Origin of the sequence: Rhizobium sp. rho-13.1 (assembly GCF_007000305.1) — a bacterium.
GTDB lineage: Bacteria > Pseudomonadota > Alphaproteobacteria > Rhizobiales > Rhizobiaceae > Rhizobium > Rhizobium rhododendri.
The window spans coordinates 156,712-179,377 of the sequence record NZ_SCFL01000004.1 but is presented as its reverse complement, the minus strand read 5'-3'; the positions used below and the strand labels follow the sequence as shown (position 1 = coordinate 179,377).

At 60.4% G+C, this 22,666-nt stretch carries 22 protein-coding genes; 4 read left to right on the top strand and 18 right to left on the bottom strand.

Features of this window, described 5'->3' with window-relative positions; genetic code table 11:
- Positions 1 to 96: 96 nt before the first annotated feature.
- The 5 genes from ptsP to EQW76_RS14080 form a co-directional block, all read right to left on the bottom strand.
- On the bottom strand, positions 97 to 2,061 hold the full coding sequence (gene ptsP, locus EQW76_RS14100) for a phosphoenolpyruvate--protein phosphotransferase (protein WP_142825008.1): 1,965 nt from the start codon (positions 2,059 to 2,061) through the stop codon (positions 97 to 99).
- 39 nt (positions 2,062 to 2,100) lie between these two features.
- Positions 2,101 to 2,481, bottom strand: a complete 381-nt coding sequence (locus tag EQW76_RS14095; RefSeq protein ID WP_142825007.1) for a PTS glucitol/sorbitol transporter subunit IIA — start codon at positions 2,479 to 2,481, stop codon at positions 2,101 to 2,103.
- Positions 2,482 to 2,569: 88 nt separating this feature from the next.
- Positions 2,570 to 3,568: a PTS glucitol/sorbitol transporter subunit IIB gene (locus EQW76_RS14090; RefSeq protein WP_142825006.1), complete on the bottom strand. Its 999-nt coding sequence runs from the start codon at positions 3,566 to 3,568 to the stop codon at positions 2,570 to 2,572.
- Positions 3,569 to 3,593: 25 nt separating this feature from the next.
- A complete protein-coding gene (locus EQW76_RS14085; protein ID WP_142825005.1) occupies positions 3,594 to 4,343 on the bottom strand; it encodes a PTS glucitol/sorbitol transporter subunit IIC in 750 nt (249 codons plus the stop codon).
- Positions 4,344 to 4,391: 48 nt separating this feature from the next.
- On the bottom strand, positions 4,392 to 4,817 hold the full coding sequence (locus tag EQW76_RS14080; RefSeq protein ID WP_142825004.1) for a transcriptional regulator GutM: 426 nt from the start codon (positions 4,815 to 4,817) through the stop codon (positions 4,392 to 4,394).
- A 184-nt stretch (positions 4,818 to 5,001) separates the two neighbouring features.
- Here EQW76_RS14080 and EQW76_RS14075 point away from each other — a divergent pair, with 184 nt between their 5' ends.
- The 4 genes from EQW76_RS14075 (at position 5,002) to EQW76_RS14060 (ending at position 8,084) form a co-directional block, all read left to right on the top strand.
- Positions 5,002 to 5,682: an HAD family hydrolase gene (locus EQW76_RS14075; RefSeq protein WP_143122945.1), complete on the top strand. Its 681-nt coding sequence runs from the start codon at positions 5,002 to 5,004 to the stop codon at positions 5,680 to 5,682.
- A gap of 141 nt (positions 5,683 to 5,823) precedes the next feature.
- Positions 5,824 to 7,233 carry a PTS transporter subunit IIC gene (locus EQW76_RS14070; RefSeq protein WP_142825003.1) on the top strand — a complete coding sequence of 470 codons (1,410 nt, stop codon included), beginning with the start codon at positions 5,824 to 5,826 and terminating at the stop codon, positions 7,231 to 7,233.
- A gap of 87 nt (positions 7,234 to 7,320) precedes the next feature.
- On the top strand, positions 7,321 to 7,794 hold the full coding sequence (locus EQW76_RS14065) for a PTS sugar transporter subunit IIA (protein WP_142825002.1): 474 nt from the start codon (positions 7,321 to 7,323) through the stop codon (positions 7,792 to 7,794).
- Positions 7,795 to 7,796: 2 nt separating this feature from the next.
- On the top strand, positions 7,797 to 8,084 hold the full coding sequence (locus EQW76_RS14060) for a PTS sugar transporter subunit IIB (protein ID WP_142825001.1): 288 nt from the start codon (positions 7,797 to 7,799) through the stop codon (positions 8,082 to 8,084).
- Between the two features lie 98 nt (positions 8,085 to 8,182).
- On the opposite strand, the gene EQW76_RS14055 is transcribed toward EQW76_RS14060, so the two are convergent.
- The 13 genes from EQW76_RS14055 to EQW76_RS13995 all read right to left on the bottom strand — a co-directional run bounded on the left by EQW76_RS14055 (position 8,183) and on the right by EQW76_RS13995 (position 22,614).
- Positions 8,183 to 10,531: a xanthine dehydrogenase family protein molybdopterin-binding subunit gene (locus EQW76_RS14055; RefSeq protein WP_142825000.1), complete on the bottom strand. Its 2,349-nt coding sequence runs from the start codon at positions 10,529 to 10,531 to the stop codon at positions 8,183 to 8,185.
- Entirely contained in the window at positions 10,524 to 11,006 is a 483-nt protein-coding gene (locus EQW76_RS14050) for a (2Fe-2S)-binding protein (protein ID WP_142824999.1), read from the bottom strand. Before EQW76_RS14050 ends, EQW76_RS14055 begins: the two co-directional genes overlap by 8 nt.
- Complete coding sequence (locus EQW76_RS14045) at positions 11,003 to 11,857, bottom strand: FAD binding domain-containing protein (protein ID WP_142824998.1); 855 nt, start codon at positions 11,855 to 11,857, stop codon at positions 11,003 to 11,005. Before EQW76_RS14045 ends, EQW76_RS14050 begins: the two co-directional genes overlap by 4 nt.
- Before the next feature lie 147 nt (positions 11,858 to 12,004).
- Positions 12,005 to 13,972: a hydantoinase B/oxoprolinase family protein gene (locus EQW76_RS14040; RefSeq protein WP_142824997.1), complete on the bottom strand. Its 1,968-nt coding sequence runs from the start codon at positions 13,970 to 13,972 to the stop codon at positions 12,005 to 12,007.
- Positions 13,973 to 13,975: 3 nt separating this feature from the next.
- Positions 13,976 to 16,003: a hydantoinase/oxoprolinase family protein gene (locus EQW76_RS14035; protein ID WP_142824996.1), complete on the bottom strand. Its 2,028-nt coding sequence runs from the start codon at positions 16,001 to 16,003 to the stop codon at positions 13,976 to 13,978.
- Positions 16,004 to 16,148: 145 nt separating this feature from the next.
- Positions 16,149 to 17,129: a helix-turn-helix domain-containing protein gene (locus tag EQW76_RS14030; RefSeq protein ID WP_142824995.1), complete on the bottom strand. Its 981-nt coding sequence runs from the start codon at positions 17,127 to 17,129 to the stop codon at positions 16,149 to 16,151.
- 166 nt (positions 17,130 to 17,295) lie between these two features.
- Complete coding sequence (locus tag EQW76_RS14025) at positions 17,296 to 18,102, bottom strand: IclR family transcriptional regulator (RefSeq protein WP_142824994.1); 807 nt, start codon at positions 18,100 to 18,102, stop codon at positions 17,296 to 17,298.
- Between the two features lie 15 nt (positions 18,103 to 18,117).
- Positions 18,118 to 18,507 (bottom strand): RidA family protein, encoded by a 390-nt coding sequence (locus EQW76_RS14020; protein ID WP_142824993.1) that lies wholly within the window; start codon positions 18,505 to 18,507, stop codon positions 18,118 to 18,120.
- Between the two features lie 18 nt (positions 18,508 to 18,525).
- A complete protein-coding gene (locus tag EQW76_RS14015) occupies positions 18,526 to 19,296 on the bottom strand; it encodes an amino acid ABC transporter ATP-binding protein (protein WP_142824992.1) in 771 nt (256 codons plus the stop codon).
- Positions 19,297 to 19,308: 12 nt separating this feature from the next.
- The gene (locus EQW76_RS14010) at positions 19,309 to 19,968 is read right to left on the bottom strand and encodes an amino acid ABC transporter permease (protein WP_142824991.1); all 660 of its coding nucleotides are present in this window, start codon (positions 19,966 to 19,968) and stop codon (positions 19,309 to 19,311) included.
- A 4-nt stretch (positions 19,969 to 19,972) separates the two neighbouring features.
- A complete protein-coding gene (locus tag EQW76_RS14005; RefSeq protein ID WP_142824990.1) occupies positions 19,973 to 20,635 on the bottom strand; it encodes an amino acid ABC transporter permease in 663 nt (220 codons plus the stop codon).
- 52 nt (positions 20,636 to 20,687) lie between these two features.
- Positions 20,688 to 21,527, bottom strand: coding sequence for a transporter substrate-binding domain-containing protein (locus EQW76_RS14000; RefSeq protein WP_142824989.1), 840 nt, complete (start codon positions 21,525 to 21,527; stop codon positions 20,688 to 20,690).
- Between the two features lie 367 nt (positions 21,528 to 21,894).
- Entirely contained in the window at positions 21,895 to 22,614 is a 720-nt protein-coding gene (locus tag EQW76_RS13995; protein WP_142824988.1) for a CHASE3 domain-containing protein, read from the bottom strand.
- Positions 22,615 to 22,666 lie beyond the last annotated feature (52 nt).

Sequence of the window (22,666 nt, the reverse complement as noted above, 5' to 3'; positions counted from 1 at the left end):
TTGGCTCCCGCGTCTTAGGAAGTAAAAAACTACCCTTAACAACAGTAGGCGCAATTGGAAATCGTCATTACGGTTTCGATATCCGGCTCCGGCAGATCAACCGGCGCTTGCGGAGCCGAGTTCCGAAATGCATTTCTTCGCGCGCGGAATGGAGGCGGAGCTCATGCTGAGTTCGGTCAAACCGAATTTCAGGAACAACGGGATCAGGTCCGGGCGGGCAGCGGCCTCCCCGCACATGCCGACCATGATACCAGCCTCCTTGCCGGCCCTCGCTGCCATCTCGATTGCCGTCAGGACTGCCGCATTGCCGACGTCATTGAGTGCCGCCACCTGCGGGTTCATCCGGTCGGCCGCCATGATGTATTGCGTCAGATCGTTTGTGCCGATCGAGAAGAAATCGACCTCTCTTGCCAGCGACGGCGCAATCATCACCGCTGCGGGCGTCTCGATCATCACGCCGAGAGCGAAGCTCGCAAAAGGCTTTCCTTCCGCGGCAAGTTCGCGCGTGCATTCGCCGATCAGATCCCGCGTGCGCTTGACCTCTTCGATGGTGGATACCATCGGCAACATCACCTTGATATTGCCTTGCGTTGCGGCGCGCAGCAGTGCCCGCAGTTGCGGCTTGAAGATATCCGGCCTGTCGAGACACATGCGCACACCACGCCAACCCAGGAACGGGTTCTGCTCCTCGGGAAACACGATGCCCGACACTGGCTTGTCGCCACCGATGTCGAGCGTCCGGATGATGACCGGATCGGGTGCCATTCCCCGCGCTGCCTGAGAATAGATATCGAACTGCATGTCCTCGCTCGGCAATCCGCCGTGCTTCATGAACAGGAGTTCGGTACGGAACAGGCCGATGCCCATCGCACCGGCTTCCTTGGCGGCTTCGAGTTCCTCGATGGAGCCTATGTTTGCGGCAACCTCGATCGGCGTGCCGTCCGCGAGATGCGGCCGCACATCCTTGAATGCACGCAGACGAACTTCCTCATTCGCCGCCGCGTCAAGACGCCGGGCGAACGTCTCGCGTAACGCCGCATCCGGATCGGGATAGATAAGTCCCTTGCCGCCATCGATGGCAACGTCCGTGGCCGCGACGAGGGCGTCGATACCATTGCCGAGACCGAGGACAGCCGGAATGCCGTGCGCCCTTGCAATGATGGCGATATGCGACGTGGCGCCACCGTGGGCGCAGATAACGCCCTTGATCAGTTTAACCGGTGCGCGCGCCAGGTCCCAGGCGCCGATGTCTTCCGCCAGCACAATGGATGGCTCCGTGATTTCATCGAGACCGATATCTCGCTCGCCGGCAAGCGCCAGACAGATCTGTCGCGCAATGGCTTTTACGTCGTCGGCTCTTGCATTCAGATAGGCATCGGAAACGCGACCGAAGGAGGCTGCCGTTTCGTCCGTAACCTTCAAGACGGCATCGGTCGCATCGAGGCCCTCGCCGATCGCAACCACGACGCCGTCGATGATCTCAGGATCGCCGGCAATCTCGACAAGCGCGGAAATGATGCTGCTGTCCGTTTCAGACAATCCCTTGGCAGCGAGGGCTGCCTCCATCTGCTGTCTGACAGACGAGATCGCCTTCTCGAATCGCTCGATTTCGAAGAGGATTTCATCGTCCCGCAACCGGCGTTGCATAGGTTTGAATTTCTTCGGAAAATAGCGAAATATCTTCGCCAGGCCGACGCCCTCGCTGGCGGCGATCCCCTGAAGCACGCCGGCGCGCTCAGGCGCTGCATTGCCGGTAGCGTCACTTGCAGCTGGGGCCGCAGAGGCATTTGTGACGCCGTCGAGACCCGACTCCGGATTCTCCAGGAACTCCACCAGTGCATCCAGCGCTTCCAGTGCGTCGGCGCCAGTCGCTCGCAGCGCCACAGAGTCATTTTCCTTGACCGCTAGCAGCATCAATTTTACCGAGCTTTTCGCACTGACGACCTTCGCATCCTTGACGATCTCCACTTCGCTCGCAAAGCTCTTCGCCAGCTTGACGAAGCGAGTTGCCGGACGAGCATGAAGACCTTCCTTCACGCGCACAATTGTTGAGCGTTCCATAAAAACATCCATTCACTAGATAATCAGCAACAGTCGAGATCAATCACCGATGGTGATCGTCGTCCCGACGGAAAGCGCGCTTTTCAACACATCCGCGTCGATTGCCGCAGCGCAGATGGCACCCGGGCTGTCGACGGTCGTAGCGTCGTTGAAGTTGATGACGACGTGGCCGATTTCCAGCACCTTGTTCCAGGCAATCGGCCCGATCGCCGTGATCCGACTGCTGGCAGAACCCACCATGATCGGCGAGCCCACGGAAGGCTCCTGTTCGGTGGGCCCGACATCGGGCAGATGGAGGACGGACACTTCGGCCAGTTCGGGCGGAGCGCCGTCGGCAAACAGAATGAGGACCCCGCCATCGGCCAGATCGGCCACGTCGGGACCGACGGCGGTAATCTGCGTCTTGAGGTGCAGTGCCATGGACAAATCCTTCTCTATAGAAATAGCTCGGCCTGGTGTTGTAGCATTGGGCGTGCGGGCAGTCTGCTGGACGTCCGCACGCGTTGGCTTAGAACACGATCAGGCTGGTAACCCAGGCAATGAGCACAGAAACCGGGGCCATGATCTGGCGACTGATGAGGACTGCGGGAACGCCGATCTCGATCGTCTTGGGTTTTGCCTCACCCAGCGCCAGGCCCACAGGCACGAAGTCGCAACCGACCTGCGCATTGTAGGCAAAGAGTGCCGGGAGGGCCATTGCGGGCGCAATGGTGCCGTTTGCGATCTGCGGGCCGATGATCGCCACGCCAATGACCTGGGCGATAACCGCACCTGGGCCGAGAATAGGCGACAGGAACGGCAGGCCGCAGATGGCGGAGATGATCAGAAGGCCGACGATATTGTTGGCAAGCGGCCCCATCGGCTCGGCAAGCACATCGCCAACGCCGGTATACAGAATGAAGCCTATCAGCATGGTCACAAATGCCATGAACGGCAGCACGTTGCGGATGACCTGGTCGATCGTACGGCGTCCGGCATTGAAGAAGATGCCGACGACGCGGCCCATGACGCGACCGATGCCAGCAATCAGGTTGATGAAACCACCACCGCCGGTCTCGACAGGTATCGTCTTGGGGGCGGCGGTTGCCTTCGGAGCCCCTCCGGCCGCTGCCACGGTAACCGGCTGGGAACCGTCGGCCATGGTGATGTTCTGCTCCTTCACCCCGGAGACATAGATGTCTTCGGTAATGAATTGCGCCAGAGGTCCCGACTGTCCGACAGGCGTGATGTTGACGGTGGGGATGCGCTTGCGCGGATAGACCCCGCATCGCGCAGTACCGCCGCAATCGACGACGACAACGGCCATTTCGCCCTCGACCGGTGGCGCCCGGAAACCGTCGACGGCTTCGCCGCCGGTCAGTTCCGCGATCCGCCGCGCGACGGGGTGAATACCGCCGCCGGTGACCGAGACGATCTTGTTGCGCTGCATGGTCGGCTGGATAACCAGCGGGCCACCCCAGCCCTGGGGACCCCTCGAAATATTTACTGCCTTGTATTCAGTTGCCATAATAGCCCCTCCTCCCAAGTGGCAATCAGAGTTCCACGCCTTGACGGCGGGCCATGATCATTGTGATACGTTCCGTCAGCATGCCCTTCAGCAGGATCACCACGAGGCCAACAATGGCGTACCAGATGGCCATCTTGATGTGGTATCCGCCCGGGACGACGCCGCGCTTTTCCAGCTCCTGCAGCGCCACGAGAACGCCGCCCCAGACGAAGTATTCGCCGGGATTGATATGCGGAAACAAGCCGAGCGGCGGATGAACGTAGGACACAGCTGCATCGTAAAAGGCAGGCTTGTGCTTTTCTTCCAGGAACGCGCCGAAGGTATAGGCCATCGGGTTGGTCAGGAAGAACACCGACAGCAGCGGCAGCACGGTATAGCGCGTCAAGGCAATGCGCCCGGCGCCGCGAGCAATGCCGTGCACGCGCTCCTCGCCGACCATTTCGGTCAGGGCATAGAAGGCGGTCATCAGCACGACCAGCGTCGGGATAATTCCTGTCACGAAGCCTGCGAAGACCTCGCCGCCCTTCTGGAAAATGCCGATGAAATACTTGCCGATATTCGCCAGTCCGCCGAGCTGCTCTTCTTTGTTGACGCTGTTCAGCTTTTCCTTGAATTGCTCGACGGAAATGTCGGAATTTGCCTGGGCCAGAACGATAAGCTTATCGGCGGCTCCCTTGGCAACCATCTTTCCGTGCAAGGCAGCATCGGAAAACGTCGACCCTAAATCGTGTATAGTGAGATGGCCATGATCGGCCAGCACTGACGCGAATAACATTCTCTCCTCCTTGAATGCAGTTCGGTTGATCTGAAATAGCTTTGGTTTTTATGCCGAGGCCAGCCTGAGGCGCGGCGCTGCCGGCCCCTTGCCCTCTCGAACGTGCTCGACCTGCTCGATTGCCTTGGAAATGGCCGCGTGCGTGTTGTCCGCAGCAGCGACGGCTTGCGCAGCTTTCAATGCATTGAGCGACTGGCCTTCATATTGCTCGTTTCGCTTGAATTTGGCGAAAACGGAACGTCCGGTCATCGTCATGAGGCGTTGCACCTTCATGTCCTGGCCGACGACCAGCAATGCAATCGTGCCTCTTCTGAGGCGACCGCGCGCGTGTCCGGCACCCACGTATCCGTCATTATATTTGCTGGTTATTCCTTTGAAGACGTCTGTGTAGTGCCGCATCTGCAGCCAGACGCCAATCACTTGCAACATCCACACCGCGCCCAAAGCGAGCAGCGCCCATTGCCATATAGCCATCTTCACCCCTCCCGAAAGTGTCGCTGCCCAGTCATTCATCCTCACGTCATAAATGAACATTTGTATTGTGGTATGTCAATATGTATAAATTCGAAGCGGGGAGCGAGACGAACTTTTCTTTAGCAAAAGGCAGTTAGCAGCATCTCCAATGGAATTCCGCACAGTGTCCGGGGAGGGACAGGGATTGGCAAAAGACCGGCTTTTCATATTCGGTTGCGATGGCGTTCTTGTCGATAGCGAGCCGTTGGCTGCCTCGGCCTATGTTCGGGTGTATGCAAGGCACGGGCTGACAATCACCCCGGACGTGGTCGGCAAATGCTTTGGAATGAAGCAGGCCGATATCTTCGCCCGCATACATGATCTGACAGGACAAGATTACCCTAGGGACCATGTCGAGGACGTCTGGCTGGAAACCAAAGAGGTCTTCACCGAGCAACTCGAAGCCATGAAGGGCGTGGCGGCTTTTCTGTCCGCTCTCGATGCACGATGCTGCGTCGCCTCGTCTTCCTCGCTGGAAAGAATACAGCATAGCCTGTCGCTGACTGGACTGATTTCGTTTTTCGGCGACGACATTTTCAGTTCGTCCATGGTGAAACACGGCAAGCCCGCCCCGGACCTGTTTCTCTTCGCAGCCAGCAAGATGGGGTTCGCTCCGTCTGATTGTCTCGTCATCGAAGATTCGTTGTTTGGCGCGCAGGCGGGACGTGCGGCCGGCATGACGGTTTTCGGCTTTACCGGCGGAGGCCACTCCTATGCTGAGCACGAGACACATTTGCTTGAAGCGGGCGCCGACAAGGTATTCAGTTCATTCGAGGGGCTTTCAAGGGAAGCCATGATTTGGGCGAACTTGCCGAAAGGACGGTAAATATCCGAGCGCGAAAGCTGTGCGCCGATAGGCAATTGACACAAATTTCTTTTTGAATCATAAACTTTCGTATTGTTGGAGGAACAAATGTTCTGATGCGGCAGAGGAGCCGCCTGGAGCATGGGAGGGGAGAATTCGCATATGGACACTTTTCTGAGTGGCTTGAAGTCGGCCGTCGATACGCTTGGTCCGACTGTTCTTTTGCCTATCGTTATTTTCATCATTGCCGTCATTCTCGGAGCGAAGGTCGGCAAGGCATTTCGCGCGGCGGTGACAATCGGCGTCGCCTTTATCGGGATCAACCTTGTTCTCGGGCTGATGTTCAACTCGATTGGCGCAGTTGCCCAGGCGATCGTCACCAACACCGGCATAAAGCGGGACATCGTCGACGTTGGCTGGCCATCTGCTGCCGCCATCGCGTTTGGTTCGTCGGTCGGCTTGTGGGTCATTCCAGTCGGCATTCTCGTCAACGTCGTCCTGCTGCTGCTGCGCTGGACCCGCACACTGAACGTCGATGTCTGGAATTTCTGGCACTTCGCCTTCATCGGTTCGCTGGTCGTGGCGGCAACCGACAGCCTTGCCTATGGCATCGCCATAGCAGCCCTGGCGGCTGCCCTGTCCTTGCTGTTTGCCGACTGGTCCGCCCGCGCAGTCCAGCAGTTCTATGGCGTCCCCGGCATCTCGGTGCCGCATATTGCCTCGGCACAAATTCTGCCGATCGCAATCGTCCTCAACTGGATCATGGATCGCATCCCGGGCATCAACAAGATCAACATCAGCACCGAAACCATCGAGCGTCGATTTGGCGTTTTCGGCGAGCCGGTCGTGCTGGGCCTCATCATCGGCCTCATACTCGGAACCATCGCCTTCTACAACGCTGGCGATCTCGGGACCGTTCTTTCAAAAATCCTCAGCACGGGCATGACGCTCGCCGCAGTCATGCTGCTCCTGCCACGCATGGTGAAAGTGCTGATGGAAGGCCTGCTTCCGGTTTCAGACGCTGCACAGGCGTTCGTGCGAAAGAGAACCGGAGACCGCGAACTTCTCGTCGGCCTGGACTCCGCCATCCTGATTGGTCATCCGGCGGCGATCTCGTCGTCGCTCATCCTGGTTCCGATTGCGATCATCCTCTCGGTTATCCTGCCGGGTAATCGCGTCATTCTGTTTGCCGATCTCGCGGTCATCCCTTTCATCGTCGCCCTGACGGCACCGCTGCTCAAGGGCAACGTGTTCCGCATGGTCGTGGTTGGAACCGTGACGCTTGCCATCGGCTTCTATGTGGCGAATGCGCTTGCACCGTTGTTTACCAGCGCTGCCGTCTCATCCGGCTTCAAGCTGCCGGCGAACGCTTTGCAAGTCACCTCCGTTGTCGACGGCTTCCTCTGGATCCCCTATGTCATCATCAACGCGATCCAGGGGCTCGGCGTCTTCGGCATCGTCCTGCTCGCGGCCATCATCGCGGCACTCTTCGCCCTTTATCGGCGCAATAGTCTTGCCTGGGAACGGGCCGCCGGGGCGGAAGACGAGCCGGTGGAAGCTTCTGCGGCCTGAGAGAAGGCGTTGGTAAACCAGACCGGCAAAGACGACACTCGCACTCTAAAGTCCTTGTGCGGGTGTGACAGAAACTGGAGAGACGACATGCCTACCCTGTTGGACATACTGGAACCGGAAGCCATCCTGCTCGATGTTCGGGCTACCACGGCGGAAGAGGTAATCCGGCTACTCGCAGCCCGGCTGCAGACGCTCGGATATGTCAAGGCTACCTACGCGGACGCCGTTGTCAGCCGCGAAAAGAATCTGCCGACAGGACTGCCGCTGGAGCGGGACGAAAATGTCGCCGTGCCGCACACCGACCCGGAGCACGTAATCAAGGCAGGCGTTGCCATGGCGACCCTGTCGACGCCGGTTGTGTTCGCCAATATGGAGGAACCGGAAGAACTGCTCCCTGTCGGTACCGTTTTCCTGCTTGCCATCAACGACAAGGACAAGCAGATCGAAACCCTTCAACAAATTATCGAAGCCATTCAAAGCCCGACGACGCTCGATGGATTGAAGCGCGCCAAAACGCTTTATGACGTCAGGGTGCTTCTCGGCTCACCAAAGGAATCCTGAACATGGCCAAGCAGAAAACGATCCTTTTCGCATGCGGTACCGGAATTGCCACGTCGACGGCCGTGAACGCTGCAGTGACCGAAGAAATGAAGAAGCGTGGCCTGTTTTTCAACGCCATGCAGGCGAAGGCGACCGAGGTCCCGTCGCTTGCCGACGGCGTCGACTTTATCGTCTCCACCACGCCCATTTCCGCATCCGTCACGAAACCGGTGATCAAGGGCCTGGCCTTTCTGACCGGGATCGGCAAGGACAAGGTTCTCGACGAGATAGAAATGGCTCTCAGAAAATAATCCCTATGGCATCTGCCCAGACGTAAAATACCGCCAGCTCCATCACGTCGAATGCGGCAGGCGATCGGCACTATCGACGTCCTGACGCGGCAACAAGCCTAGCCCAGCGTATTGGTCGCCCAATCTGCGGCGATGTGCGGATGGGTGGGGGTGGGTTCGAGATCGTTGATCAGGCGCAGGACGCGCGGCGGCGTTAGCGGCAGGCTGGAGACCGGCTTGCCGATTGCGCGCGCAACCGCACAGGCGATGGCCGAGCCGACGGCAAGGATCGGGACTTCACCTGCTCCCTTTGTCCCGAGCGGGCCCATCGACGGCGCGCCCTCATAGAGATCCGCGACGACAGGCACGACATCCCCGGCCAGGGGCACGCGGTAGGTCTCGAAGCCGTCTTCCGCGATCCGGCCGTCAGCGGTGATCGTCACTTCCTCGTGCAGCGCATAGCCGAGGCCCTGGACGACGCCGCCCTGGATCTGGCCCATGATGGCCCGACGGTTGAGCGCGCGTCCAACATCCTGCACCACCCGATAGGCCAGAACCTCGACATGCCCGGTATCCGGATCGACGGCCACTTCAGCCTCGTGGACCACGAAGACGGGAATATCGAGCGCGTCGATAAAGTGGCCCATCGCGCAGCCTGCCATTGCCGGCGTGTTCTTCGCGGTGAAGCTGCCTGTACCGCTGATCGGCCCCGTGGTCGATTGCGCATGGGCGACCACCGTCGGGATGGAGACCCCGGTCCCGGGTCGCCCGGCAATTTCCACCCGCCCTTCGCGCAACACCAGGTCGCTCGCGGCGGTCTGCAACATCTCACTGGCCGTCCGCAGAAGCTTTTCACGGACTTCGGCCGCCGCACCCACACTCGCCGCACCGATGGAGACGGTCGTCCGCCCGCCACCGACCCCGACATCCAGCCCGGCGGAATCCGTATCCGCCTCGCGCACCACGACCTGCTCCGGTCGCAGCCCAAGCTGGCCGGCAACGATCTGCGGCAGCGCCTGCACCATTGTTCCCGAGCCGATCTCGACGCCGGACGTCACCAGCGTGGCGCTGCCGTCGGCATTCAGATTGATGGTCGCAGCAGACGGCCCGACGAAGATGAACCAGGTTCCCACGGTGGTGGCGCGGCCGTAAAGGCGACCGTCGGCCCGGGCTTCCGCCGTTCCCGTATTTTCCCGTAGCACCTCCATCCGCTCCAGCATCGGACGCAGGACATCACCCTCGAACACCTGCCCGGTCGGCCCGAGATCGCCGTCGCCAAGCACATTACGCTTGCGGAACTCCATGGGATCCATGCCGATTGCGGCGCATATCTCGTCGGTATGGCGCTCCAGCGCAAAGCCGTTATAGACGCCGTTGCAGGCCCGGAAGGCGCCGTTCGGTGGCGTGTTGGTGTAGACGGCGCGGCTGACGAGGCGGGCAGCACCCAGCCGGTAGCTACCTCCGAGGGTATGGGAGGTCATGGTGGTGAGAAAGACCTGCTCGCCACCATAGGCCCCGCAATCCATCAGCACGACGGCCTCGCGCCCGACGATCTCGCCCTCTGCCGAAACGGCCGAGCGAATTTTGATCTCTGCATTCTCCCGGCAGAGGCAGGTTGCCATCTCTTCCTGTCGGGTGTTCTCCAGCATGACGCTTCGGCCCGTCATACGAGCCAGCAGAGCTGTGATGGGCTCGATCGACGCATCGAATTTCAAGCCGAATGCACCGCCGACCGGTGGAACGGTGACGCGAACGCGGCCCGGCGGCAATTGCATGACGCGACCGGTCACATTGCGCACGGTCCATGGCACCTGCGTCGATGTCTGGATATGCGCCCGGCCGTCCTCCCAGCTGCCGATTGCGACACGCGGCTCGAAGGGAACATGGCTCTGCCTGCCGACGACGACATTGCTTTCGACGATCGTCACATCGGGGCGGGCAAAGGCGGCATCGACATCGCCTCGTACCGATTTCGCTTCCCAGGCAATGTTGCCGGATCGTGCACCGCCCTCGGTCAGCACTTCATATGTCCGCCAGTCCTCGTGCAGCAATCGCGCTCCGGGCGCCAGCGCCTCCGCCATCGTCAGCACTGGCGCAAGCGGTTCGATCTCCAGAATGATTGCCGCCAGGGCCGCCCGCGCCTCGGCCTCGCTTTCGGCGGCAATCGCGGCGAGCGGCTCGCCATTGTAGCGGATCACATCGACGGCAAAGAGCGGGTGGTCGGCGATACCGATGCCGTAATTGCCGGGCGCATCCGCTGCGGTCGCAATTCCCAGCACACCGGGGCACTCGAGAGCAGCGGACACATCGAGCCGGGTAATGCGGCCGGCGGGCACGGTGGACCGCAACAGGACAGCGTGCAGCATATCCGGACGGGCCCTGTCATTGGTGTATTTCGTTCGTCCACGCAGCTTGTCGCGGGTGTCTCGGCGGGGAAGATCCATCACGGTCGTCGAAACATCAGTCATGGACGTGCTCCTCGGCCTGCTGTCCGAGGACATCCATCACCGCATCGATGATCCGTTCATAGCCCGTGCAGCGACAGATGTTGCCCACCATCGCCGATTTCACATCGTCCCGGCTGGCCGCGGGGTTGTCGCGAAGGAAAGGCGCAAGGCTCATGACCATGCCGGGAAAACACATTCCGCACTGGACCACATCCGCTGCCTCGAAGGCGGCCTGGAGAGGATGCAGCGGTCCATCGCCGGTCGCCATCGCCTCGATCGACACCACGGTGGCGCCATCGAGCAATCCCACCGGGCTGAGACACGACATGATCGCCTCTCCGTCGACGCTCACCGTGCAGGCGCCGCAAAATCCCTCGCGGCAAACGGCCTTGGTACCTGTCAGGAAACGTTCCCGCCGCAGTATATCGACCAGCGGAGTCATCGGATCGCCGTTGAAACGGTAGCGGGAGCCATTGATGTGAAGGGTGACGGTCATCGGGTGGCCTCCGTCTTCAGAAGTGCTGCCATGCATCGGCGGACAAGCGCCGGCAACACCTGCCGCCGGTACCAGCCATCCGCCTCCATTCCGTCGCGGCCCCGGAAGTCGTTGCAACCGGTAGCAAGGGTATAGGCCGTTTCGGCTTCAGCGGGCGATCCGCCCGGCTCGGCTGCAAACGCCTGTTCAAGCGAAAGCCAGCGCCGCGCCACATGCTCGACCGAGCCGACGGCAACGAGAATTCGGCCATCGAGGCGGCGCGCCATCGAAACGATGGCAACCGGATAGTCGCCTGCCCGGCGCAACGGCAGCCTCACATGCGCGCTGGCGGCGCTGTCGCGGTTGATGATCACCCTGACGAGGATGGCATCGGCGAGCAGCCGTTTCCGATCCGTGAGAAACGACACCATCGGGACACGCATTGTCCCTTGGTCGCCGTACAGCTCAACTTCCGCCTCGATGGCCAACAGCGGGGGCAGAAGATCGGCGGCGGCGAAGTCTTGCGTGCAGAGATTGCCGCCGACAGTCGCCACCCGGCGGATTGCCGGGTTGGCAGCACCGGAGGCAGCTTCAGCCACCGCCTCAAGGCCACCTATGCCCGCAAGTGACCGGGCAAGCGCATCATGGGTTACGGCAGCGCCGATCGTCACGCGCCCGGTCTCGATGTCGACGCTGGTCAGCCCGGCAATCCTGTGGAGCGACACTAATGCATCGGGCAACGCGTGGCCCCGACGGGGATCGCGCATCAGCCACGTTCCGCCGGCGAGGATCGCCGCACCCTGCCGGCGCGCGGCAAGCGCCTCATCGATGCTGCCGGCAACGGTCAGGGACCGCCGCAGATTTTCGGACATTGACGTTTACCCCTTCAATCGCCGTCTTTGCGGCTTTCCAGCATCATTTCAGAGGCAAGCCTTCCCGTGAAATAGTAGTTTCCTGAATCTAGTATCGTAAAAAGAGATACAGCTTCCCGAGCTCAACCGAGGCAATGCCGCTGGCGCTCACTTCCAGTGTGCTACGCTGCGCCTCTCGAAGCTCTCGCGGAATTGCCGGGTCGTGTTCTCGAGAACGTTGCCGCTCTCCCAATCGAGAATGACGGCGAAGCGACGAACCGCATCCATGGAGTCGATCTCGCCCGACTTGTAGCGAGCCGATACCATCGCCGGATCCGACCGCGCCCATTCCTTGCGGTTTTGGCGAATCTCGGTGCGGGCAGTTTCTGTTGCGGGGAGATCGATTTCGTACTCGCAGAGATCGCGATCTATGACCTTCAACACGACGCCGTAGTCGACCTTGGCGCGCTCGATGGAGACATAATCGTCGATCACGTCCTCCAGCACATGAAGCGGATCGCGCTCCAGCGGATCGCCGAAGCCGCCGCCACCAGCTGTCGGCCGGGCGAATTGATCGCCCGTGAACACCGGATAGTCGGAAAAGACCGAACCGAGCCAGGTGTCGACCTCCTCGCCCGCGCGGCGGATCGTCAGCCCGTGCGGCATAGAGGGGAGCCCGCCCTCGACACCCCAGACCACGGCGCGCTCGCGATCGCAGATATAGGACATCACGGCATCTTCGGCCGCCAGCAACACCGAGGTCTTCTGCACGCCGACACCACCGCGCCATTTGCCGGGACCGGCGGAATCCTGCTTGATCTGAAACTCCGTCGTCCGCGTCGGGTTGACGCGCTCGTTGCCTTCGTTCGGCTGCGACATCAGGCCGGTTCCAAAGCAGGCAGTCGTCACGTCGGCGCCGTCCTTGCCGTTGCGCCCGCCCCATCCGCCCGGAAGCCACTCGTAGAACATGAAGATCGGCTTTTCCGGTTTGCGCGCGTCGCGACCGCCCGCCAGCAGATATTCGAGATTGAAAGCGCATGCGATGGCGCGTTCCGGCATGATCTGCGACCACATCTCGAAGATCGAATTCATGATTTTCTCGAACGGCATCAGGAATCCGGTCACTGCCACCGGCCACTCGGCACTGACCACGCTGTTCTTCGGCGCGGTCACCTCGATCATGCGATAAAAGCCGCTGTTGAGGGGCAGATCCGGGAAGAAGGTCTTCATTCCCGCGACCACTGCTGAAAAGGTAGCCCCCGGTGCGGAATTGTACATGGAGCCGATCGTCTTGTGGCTGCCGGTGAAATCGTAATGGATCGTGTCGCCCTTGATTGTCATTTTGATGTGGATGGGGATCATCCCTTCCCCGCCGCCGAGATCGCGGTCGATATAGTCGACACTTTCCCAGGTGCCGTCGGGCAATTCGGCAAGGCGCTTGCGGACGGCCCGCTCGACATAGTCCTGAACCTCCTCCATACCGCGCACGACGGTGTCGCGGCCGTATTTCTTGACGAGACGCAGCAGTTCCCGCTCCGCTACCTGGGTCGCCTGGGCCTGCGAATGGATATCACCAATGATCGATGCCGGATCGCGGGTATTGGCGGCGATCAGATTGGCGACATCGGAGCAGAAGCGGCCGGCACGGAATAGTCTCACCGGCGTGATACGCATGCCCTCCCGGAACATGTCACGGGCGGTGACGTCGAAGGAGCCGGGGACCGACCCTCCGAGGTCCGACCAGTGCCCGTTCGACTGCGAAAACCCGATCAACGTGTCTTCGTCGAAGATCGGACGCACAAGCCGCACATCGCTGAAGTGGGTTCCGCCGGCGTAGGGATCGTTGATTGCGTAGACGTCGCCCGGCGCCATGTCGCCTTCGAATACGCGGATTACTTCCTTGCAGGTATTGTGCAGCGTGCCGACATGGACTGCGATGTCGTAGTTGCCCTGTGCAACCGAGTTGCCGTCAGCATCATGCAACGCATTGGAGAAGTCGCGGTTGTAGATGACGAACGAATAACAGGTGCGCAGCATCTGTTCGGCCATCTGGTCGACCGTGGTGATGAAGGAATTCTTGAGCACCTCGAAGGTGACCGGATCGAGGCTCTTTTCGGTTTCCACGAAGTTGGTCATTTCTCAGCCTTTCGTTCCGATAAGAATATTCAGGAATGCGTCCACCCGGGCGCTCATGCCTGGCGGGACAACCGTGGTCGAATCAAACTGTTCGACGATTGCGGGGCCGGAGATGGTGGCGCCTGCTTCAAGCACCTCACGCTGATAGATCGCCGCATCGTAGGATTTGCCGTCGAACCAGACCGCGCGTCGGCCGAGGGGCGCAGGCGCATGGTCGCGCACCGGGTATTTCGGCAGCTCGGCCTTGGGCACGAGACCGATCGCCTTGATTGCGACGCGAAAGATGGCGACCGGGGCTTCGTCGCGGCGGTAGTTGAACTCGCGCTCGTGCTCCGCGTGGAAAGCATCGATCAGGGACGCAATACTCACGATCGGGGCGGGTGCGCTGACAGCGAGCGAGCGCCACTGGCCCTGATACATCATCTCGACGGTCCGCTGGAGCGCCATATCCTGCGGCGCTATCCCTTCGTGCAGCAAGCGCTCGGACGCTTGCGCCTCCATGCGCTGGAACGCAGCCTCCAGCTCCGCCGGCGCAACGATGGAGGCGTCGGTCATGAAGCTCTCGGAGAAGTCGTGCTGCACATCGACAAGCAGGCAACCGAGGGCCGAGGTGACGCCGGGATTGGGAGGCACGATCACGGTCGGAATGGAAAGCTCCCTTGCGACAGCCGCCCCGTGCAAGGCGCCGGCACCCCCGAAGGCAACGAGCGCGAAGTCGCGCGGATCGTACCCACGGCTGATCGACATCAGGCGCACGGCATTGGCCATGTTTGCATTGGCGACGGCGACGATTGCCTCGGCAGCCGCGTGAAGCTCCATGCCGAATGGTGTCGCCACCGTTTCCTGGACGGCCTCCTCGGCGAGCGCCGGATCGAGGGTGATCTTGCCGCCTGCGAGGCTGCTGCCGAGACGGCCGAGGACGACATTTGCATCTGTGTTCGTGGCAATCCGATTGCCGTTTCGATAGCAGGCCGGGCCGGGATTGGCGCCGGCCGACTGGGGGCCGTTGCGTAGCGATCCGCCCTCGTCCTGCCAGGCCAGCGACCCGCCGCCGGCACCGATCGTCAGCACCTCGATAGAGGGAAAGCGGATGGGATAGCCGAACTCGATATACCAGTCCTTGGTGATACGAGACTGACCGTTCCAGGCGAGCGAAACATCCGTGCTCGTTCCGCCCATGTCGAAGCCGATCGAGTTCTGAAACCCGCAAAGATTGCCGATAAAGCGGCTGGCGATGGCGCCTGCCGCGATCCCCGATCCGGCAAGCCTGGCGGAGAAGTCTATGACACTCGCTGGCGTCATCACGCCGCCGCCGGAATGCAGCAACAGCAGGTCTCGCCGGTAACCGCCGGCAGCCAGCTTTTCGCCGAGCCGGGAGACGTAATCGACAACTACCGGCGCGCAGACGGCGTTTGCCATCGTCGTCGAGAAGCGCTCGTGCTCGAAGATCTCCGGCATGACTTCGGAGGAAATGGACACCGGCACCTCCGGCATCGAGGCCTTGAGGATATCGCGCATGCGCCGTTCATTTGCGCCATTGACGTAGGAATTCATGAAACAGACAGCGATCGATTTGATGCCGCGCCTTTTCAGGATCGCGGCAACACGGTGGGCATCGTCCTCGTTGAGGGCTTCGAGTACCGTGCCCTCGGCGTCGACACGCTCGCCAACCGTCAGCCGGTCGCGGCGTGGAATGTAGGGCTTGGCGACGTCCTTGTAGGTGTCCCAGAGGTCCTCCTTGTTGGCGCGCCGGATTTCGACGACATCGCGAAAGCCCTCGGTGCAGACCATTGCCGTTCGTGGCAAACGCCGTGTGATCAGCGCATTCGTGGCGACCGTGGTCCCGTGCGAGAACATGGTGACCTCGGAAAGCTCGATGCCGCCCTGCTCGATGCCGTTCATGATCGCCTGCATCGGATCATCCGGGGTCGACGCCGTCTTCTCGATACGAATCGCCCCGGTCTCCTCATCCATGATGCAGATGTCGGTGAAGGTCCCTCCCACATCCACCGCAACTCTCGTCTTCGCCATGATCTGTCCTCTGGATGGTTCGACCGGACAGCAGTCTTCTTTCGCCAACCCGTCACGGAATGGCGCTTCGATTGTCCGGTAGTTGCGAAAGTCCGGATCGGTCGCCGGACGGCGTCAAATTTCCCTTGCCGCTAGGCCGAAGTGGCTAGTGCGGCTTTTTCCCTGGGTGGGTCCTGCCTGCCCGAAGCAAGGCCTCGCGGCGCGTCTCGCTCGGCGAACAGCCAAATTTCGATCTGTAGTGACGGCAGAACTGCGACTGGTCGGTAAAGCCCCATCGATAAGCGATTTCGGCAATCGTCGTGGTGACGGTCAGCGACATCAGTTCCTCGGCACAGCGCTCGAGACGGCTGTCGCGGATGAAACCGTTGATCGACTTGTTGCTGTCCTGGAACAGGCCCTGCAGGTAGCGCAACGAAATGCCGCCAGCTTCCGCTACCGATTGCGGACCGAGATCTGCATTCTTGATATTGTCGCGAATGTACTGCTCGGCGCGATGCAGGTGCCCTGCCCGTATCGAGGAGATATTGCTATCGAGCACGCGGTCGTCGCTGACGATCGACAGGCAAAGCATTTCGAGAATGTGTCGGCCGGTCAGTTCACGCGCGACGTCGTCGATGTCGTCGACATGGTTGATCGTGGTCCGAACCGTATCGAGAAAGAGAGCGGCGACGCCGCGGGTCCCGTCAAAACTGAGCGCGCTGAACCGATCCGTCGAGCCGATCCGCGATCGGACGCTCGCAGCCGGGACCTTCAGCACCCAGAGGGCATTCGGGCGGCCGTGCCAGAATTCATAGGGGGCATCGCCACGCTCCAGAATGAAGCCGCCCGGCTTGCAATTGACGCTGCGCGAGCCCTGCGAGAAGTCGACTTCGCTGACTTCCGGAATGGTAATGAGAAGACTGGCATCGCGTTCGTTGAGAAAGTGGCGGCGATGGCGACGATAACTGACGCCGTCGCACTCCATCCTCGACACACCGACGAGGCCTAGAGACCATGTCTCCAGCACGCCCCTGAATTCCCGCCTGTTGCGGTATTCGGTATCGAGTGGAAAGTAGGTTTCGGTCACGGCAGCCTGCCAGGCATCGCCCCCGGCTTGACCGCTGATATCATCGACGACGTATCTCATGCATCGACTTCCCCTTGTAGGCCGGCTTTTCCCGGTTCCTGCTATTGAGGGCAGAGTACATCAATTCGGTGGGTCGTATTGCTAAAAAACGCATAAACTTATGAGCATGGCCGCGCTGCGAGACGGACAGGGACTGCGACCCAAACAGGCAGCCAGCCCGGAAACCTCAGCGGGGGACGGCCACCCTTGCACGCTCGTTGTGAAACCCGAGCTTGTCGGAGATCTCGTTCGCGGCCGTCAACAGGCTCTCCAGATAGGAGTCGCGGTTGCGCAATCCATCTTCCCGAGGCGCGACGAGGCAGAGGGTGGCAATGCAGTTGCCACCGGCCTGGTAAATCGGCACGGCGAAACAATGGGTGAAGTTTTCCACCTCGCTGTTGAAGGTGAAATATCCGTCACGAGCTGCAGTGCGCACCTCGGCCAAAAAGGTTGCAGGATCCAGCTGCCTGCCGTCCGGCAGCGTGAAATCTTCCGGCGGGATCAAATCGATAATCTGCTCGTCGGTCAGGTGTGAGACGAGCAGCCGTCCCGACGCCGTCCAGGGGATCGAAACTGTTTCGCCTACGTTGGAGGAAATACGGAAGGGTCGAATGCCCTCGCGCATCATCGCGACAGTGTACTTGTTTCCTTCGAGCAGACACATCTGGGCAGTTTCGCGCGTTTCCACCGCAAGCCGGGTCAGCATGCGCTCGCATTCCCGCATCAGATCGAAATGCTCGGCATAGGCTGTTCCAAGGAAATACAGACGACGGCCGAGGAACACCCGCCCGTCGTCTCCCTGATAGTCGAGCATGCCGTGGCCGAGAAGCAGGTTGACCAATTCGTATACCGAGGATCGCGGCGCGCCTATTTCTGCCGCGATCTCGTTGGGCCTCATGGGCTGGCGCTTGGCGCGCAGAAACTCCAGGATCTCGAAAGCGCGATCCAGTCCTCTGGTGCGTCGCGATGCGATCTCGACAGCAGCCTCAGCCATGCATTTCTCCAATACTTAGGCGCGATCCGAGCGATAGGCGACGCAATCCACCTCGACCTTGCAATCGACCATCATGCGCGACTGGACACAAGCGCGCGCGGGAGGATTCTCGCTGAAATATTCGGCGTAGACGCCATTGAAACTCCAGAAATCCCGCGGATCGTCGAGCCAGACACCGACGCGCACCACATCCTGAAGCGTGTAGCCGGCCTCATCGAGGATGGCTATCATGTTGTCGATGGCCTTCCGGCTCTGGGTGACGATGCCGCCGGGCACGATCTCGCCATTCTCCATGGGCACCTGGCCGGAAACATAAAGCCAGCCGCCGGCTTCCGTGGCTCTTGCGAACGGAAGGGGTTGACCGCCAGCGCCTTTTTCTCCGGCGCCATAACGTTTGATCGTCATAATATTTCACTTTCCTGCTTAGTTGAAACTCGAGGTCTTTAAAAACTCGGCGAGCCGCTCGGTCTTCGGCTGTACGAACATCTCCCTGGGATCGCCCTCTTCGCAGATGACACCCTGGTTCATGAAGATAACCCGGGACGACACCTCATAGGCAAAACGCATCTCGTGCGTGACCAGCAGCATGGTCATGCCATCTGCCGCCAGCCCCTTGATAACCTGCAGTACTTCGCCCACCAACTCCGGGTCCAGCGCAGAGGTCACCTCATCGAACAGCATCAGGCGCGGGGACATCGCAATCGCTCGGGCAATCGCAACGCGCTGCTGCTGGCCACCCGATAGCTGGCCGGGATAGTGATTGCTGCGCGCCGAGAGGCCGACGCGATCGAGCCAGCGCTCGGCAAGCGTCCGGGCTTCGGCTTTCGGCATCTTCTTCACCTTGATGAGACCGAGCATGACATTTTCGGCCGCTGTCATATGGGGAAAGAGATTGAATTGCTGGAAGGCCATGCCCGTCAGCGCGCGCTGGCGTGCGATTTCCCGTTCGCTTTTGCGGCGGCGCGAGCTGCCTTCGATGTGGTAGCCAATCTCCTCGCCATCGAGGTTGATGGTTCCGCCCTGGAACTCCTCGAGCATGTTGATACAGCGAAGCATCGTCGTCTTGCCGGAACCCGACGAGCCGATGATCGAGATCACCTCGCCTTCCGCGACGGAACAATCGACGCCCTGCAGCACCTCATGGTGGCCGTAGGTTTTCCGCAGGCCTTTGATTTCAAGCATGGTCCTGGCCATTGGCAAGCCTCCTCAGGATGGCAGCATGGTCTTGCGCTCGACGAATTTGCCAAAGCGCTCGATCCCGAAATTGACGACGAAATAGAGAGCGCCTGCGAGGAAATAGAACTGCAGGCTCATGAAGTTGCGCGAGATGATTTCCTGGCTGCGCAGCAACAGCTCGGCAACGCCGATGACCGAAAGCAGCGTCGACGCCTTGACGATTTCCGCAGCCGTGTTGACCCAGGCCGGAAGGCACTGGCGCAAGGCCTGCGGCCAGAGCACGGAGGTGAATGTCTGCGTGAATGTCAGGCCGATCGCCTTGGCAGCTTCCGTCTGGCCCCGGGGGATCGCCTGCAGCGCGCCGCGCACGATCTCGCCGACATGTGACGAGCAGAAGATGGCCAGTGCCAGCACGCCGGCAGAAAAAGGACCGAGGTCAAGACCGACGGCACTCGAGACATAGTAGCTGGCCAGAACAAGCACGAGAACCGGCGTGCCGCGGATGATGTCGGTATAGGCCCGCACGACAAACCGCAGCGCCATGTTGCCATAGGCCAGCGCGAGCCCGACGAACACACCGACGACCGACCCGGCAAGGATGGCCAGCAGCGAGATCGATATCGTCATCATCAGCCCACTGACGATCACATAGCGGGCAATCCAGAGCTGTTCGAGGAAACTGTGGGACATCGGCTTACCTCGGCAGCGCCAGCCGGCGCTCGAAGAAGCGCATGACGGCAGCAATGAGAAGACAGGTGGCGACATAGAGAGCGGAGGTGACCATCCATGTCTCGATGACACGGAAGCTTTCGACATTGATCTTGCGGGCGGCGAAGGTCAGTTCCGGCACGGCAATGGTCGCTGCAAGCGATGTGTCCTTGAACAGGGATATGATCGTCGAGGACAGCGACGGCAGCACGTTCCGGAACATCAGCGGCGCGATAATCGAGGTGCGGATCTGGCTTGAGGTCAGGCCGATGGCGAGGCCGGCTTCGGTCAGGCCCTTCGGAATAGACAGCAGCCCGGCGCGAAATACTTCTGCCAGATAGGCGCCCGAATAGAGGGAAAGCACCAGGATGAAGCTTTTCACCTTGTCCAGCCTGAACCCCATCTGCGGCAGCGCGAAATAGGCAAACAGGACCAGCACGAGGATAGGCAGGTTGCGTATCAGCGTCACATAGCAGCGCGCCGGGATCGCCACGAACCGCTGTTTCGACAGCAAGGCAAATGCAACCACCAGGCCAATTACGGCGCCAATCACGATCGAGATGACCGCCAGGCCGAGGCTCAACGCCAAACCGCTCCAGAGAAAATCAAAATTGCGCCAGACCGCAGAGAAATTCAGCGTGTAACCCATGGTCGTCCTCGCAGAAACAGGGAGCGAGAGATGCCTCGCTCCCCTGAGCCAATTACTTGAATTCGACCGGGAAGCCGATCTGCGGCGGCGTCAGGTCCTTGCCGAACCAGGTCTTGTAGGACTTCGCATAGGTATCGAACTCGACGCCGGTCATCGCTTCATGCAGCGCCGTGTTAACGAAGTTCAGCCAGTCCTGGTCACCGCGCTTGACGCCGCAAGCATAGGTCTGCGGGTTCCAGCCATAGCCGGCGTCCTTATACCTGCCGGCGTTCTGGGTCATGTACCAGGCGAGCGATGACTGGTCGGTGGCGACAGCATCGGCCCGGCCGGATTCCAGGGCCTGGTAGATGAGATCGACGGAGTCGTACTGGTCGACCTTGGCGTCCGGAAGCGCCGCGTGGACCATGGCTTCGGCATAGACATTCTGCAGCACAGATACGGTGACCGACGAGCCTGCCGCTTTCAGCGCGGCATAATCAGCATACTGGCCGTCAGCCTTCAGCATGAGGCCGACGCCTTCGCGGTAATAGGGAATGGTGAAGGCAATCTGCTGGGCGCGCTCGCCGGTGACAGTCATGAACTGGCAGGTGATGTCGACCTTGTTCGTGGTAATGTTCGGAATACGGGCGTCGGACGACTGGTTGACGTATTCGATCTTGTCCGGGTCGCCGAACAAAGCCTTGGCGATGATGTGGCCCATGTCGACATCGAAGCCCTGCAGCTTGTCGTCCGCACTTTTGAAGTGCCACGGCGCATTGGTGCTGCCGGTACCCATTACCAGGTGGCCGCGTGCCAGCACTTCATCGAGCTTGCTGCCGTCGGCAAGAACAGGGCTGGAAAGAGCTGCTGCTGCGGCCAGGGCGATCAGGCCGGCACGAATAGAAAAGGTCATGACGTTCCCCTTAAGAAGATGATTTATTGACTGTCCAATATACCGGACATGCGTCTGTTTTACTGGATTTTGATAAAGAGCTTTATCAGCCATGAATTGTCAAGCGGACGACGCTAAAAAATTCGCACCGTTTTTCAGTGGCTAAATTTGTGGCAGTGCAGCAATTTGGGGGAACCGGAGGCCAGTCGGGAAGTGTCGGCAAAGGGCGTGACGTTGCCCTGAAATCTGCGGCTGAGGGTGGCAAGCGCAACACCGGGCATTTTCAAAATATGCCGAACAGCGCTAACCGACCAATTAGCCTGTATTCTAGAAATACTTGCGTTTCAGCGGCCGGAAGCATGTCGCGTGCCGTCGGGCATGCCAGCGCTCAACAGTCTCTCTCCAAGCTCTGGCTTGGGACGGCTGCGTCAGCCCTAGGGCTTGCAACCGATGCACGCCCGGTCCTTGCAAGGTAGACTTCAATACCGGCACGGGTCAGGAAGGATGCGAGACCGACGAGGATGGCGACCACGCGGATAAGCATCTCGTCCCGATCCACCTTTGTCTGTCGGGCGGCAAGAAGTGATTTTTCGGTTTCGGTCACATCCCCAATGACCCGCCGGATGCTGTCCATCGTGGCTTTCTGCATCATTTCGAGTTCCATCGTCCTCGCCGCCTCGAAACCCTTGACGTCGTGCGTGGTTATCGATTGCTGCAAGTCCGCGAGCTTCTCGTCGATAAGACCGTTCAGCCTGCGCACCCGTTCCACCTGAACTGTGTTGTCGGAGATCGATACCGCCAAGGTCGCGCGCAGTTGCGTCAGTCTCGTCAAGGCCTTTTCGTACGGATCCAGATAGCGGCTATCTCCGCTCAACAGGTATCCCCGCTGTCCCGTCTCGGCATCGTCGAGGCCGATCAGTACGTCTTTGGTGGTGTCTATGACCTGATAGGCGTGGACGACGAGTTGTTGATGGTTGCTCAGCAAACTATGCGTCCAGCTGGTGGCAACGACGCCGCATGCGATGACCATACCGACCGGAATAGACCGCAGCAGCACAGGCGTCGTCAGATATGAGCGCCTCAGCCCTTGCCACGACCAGTCCATCATTCACCTCCCGTCACGATCCTGAAACACGCAATACCTCAGGCTCGAATCCGCC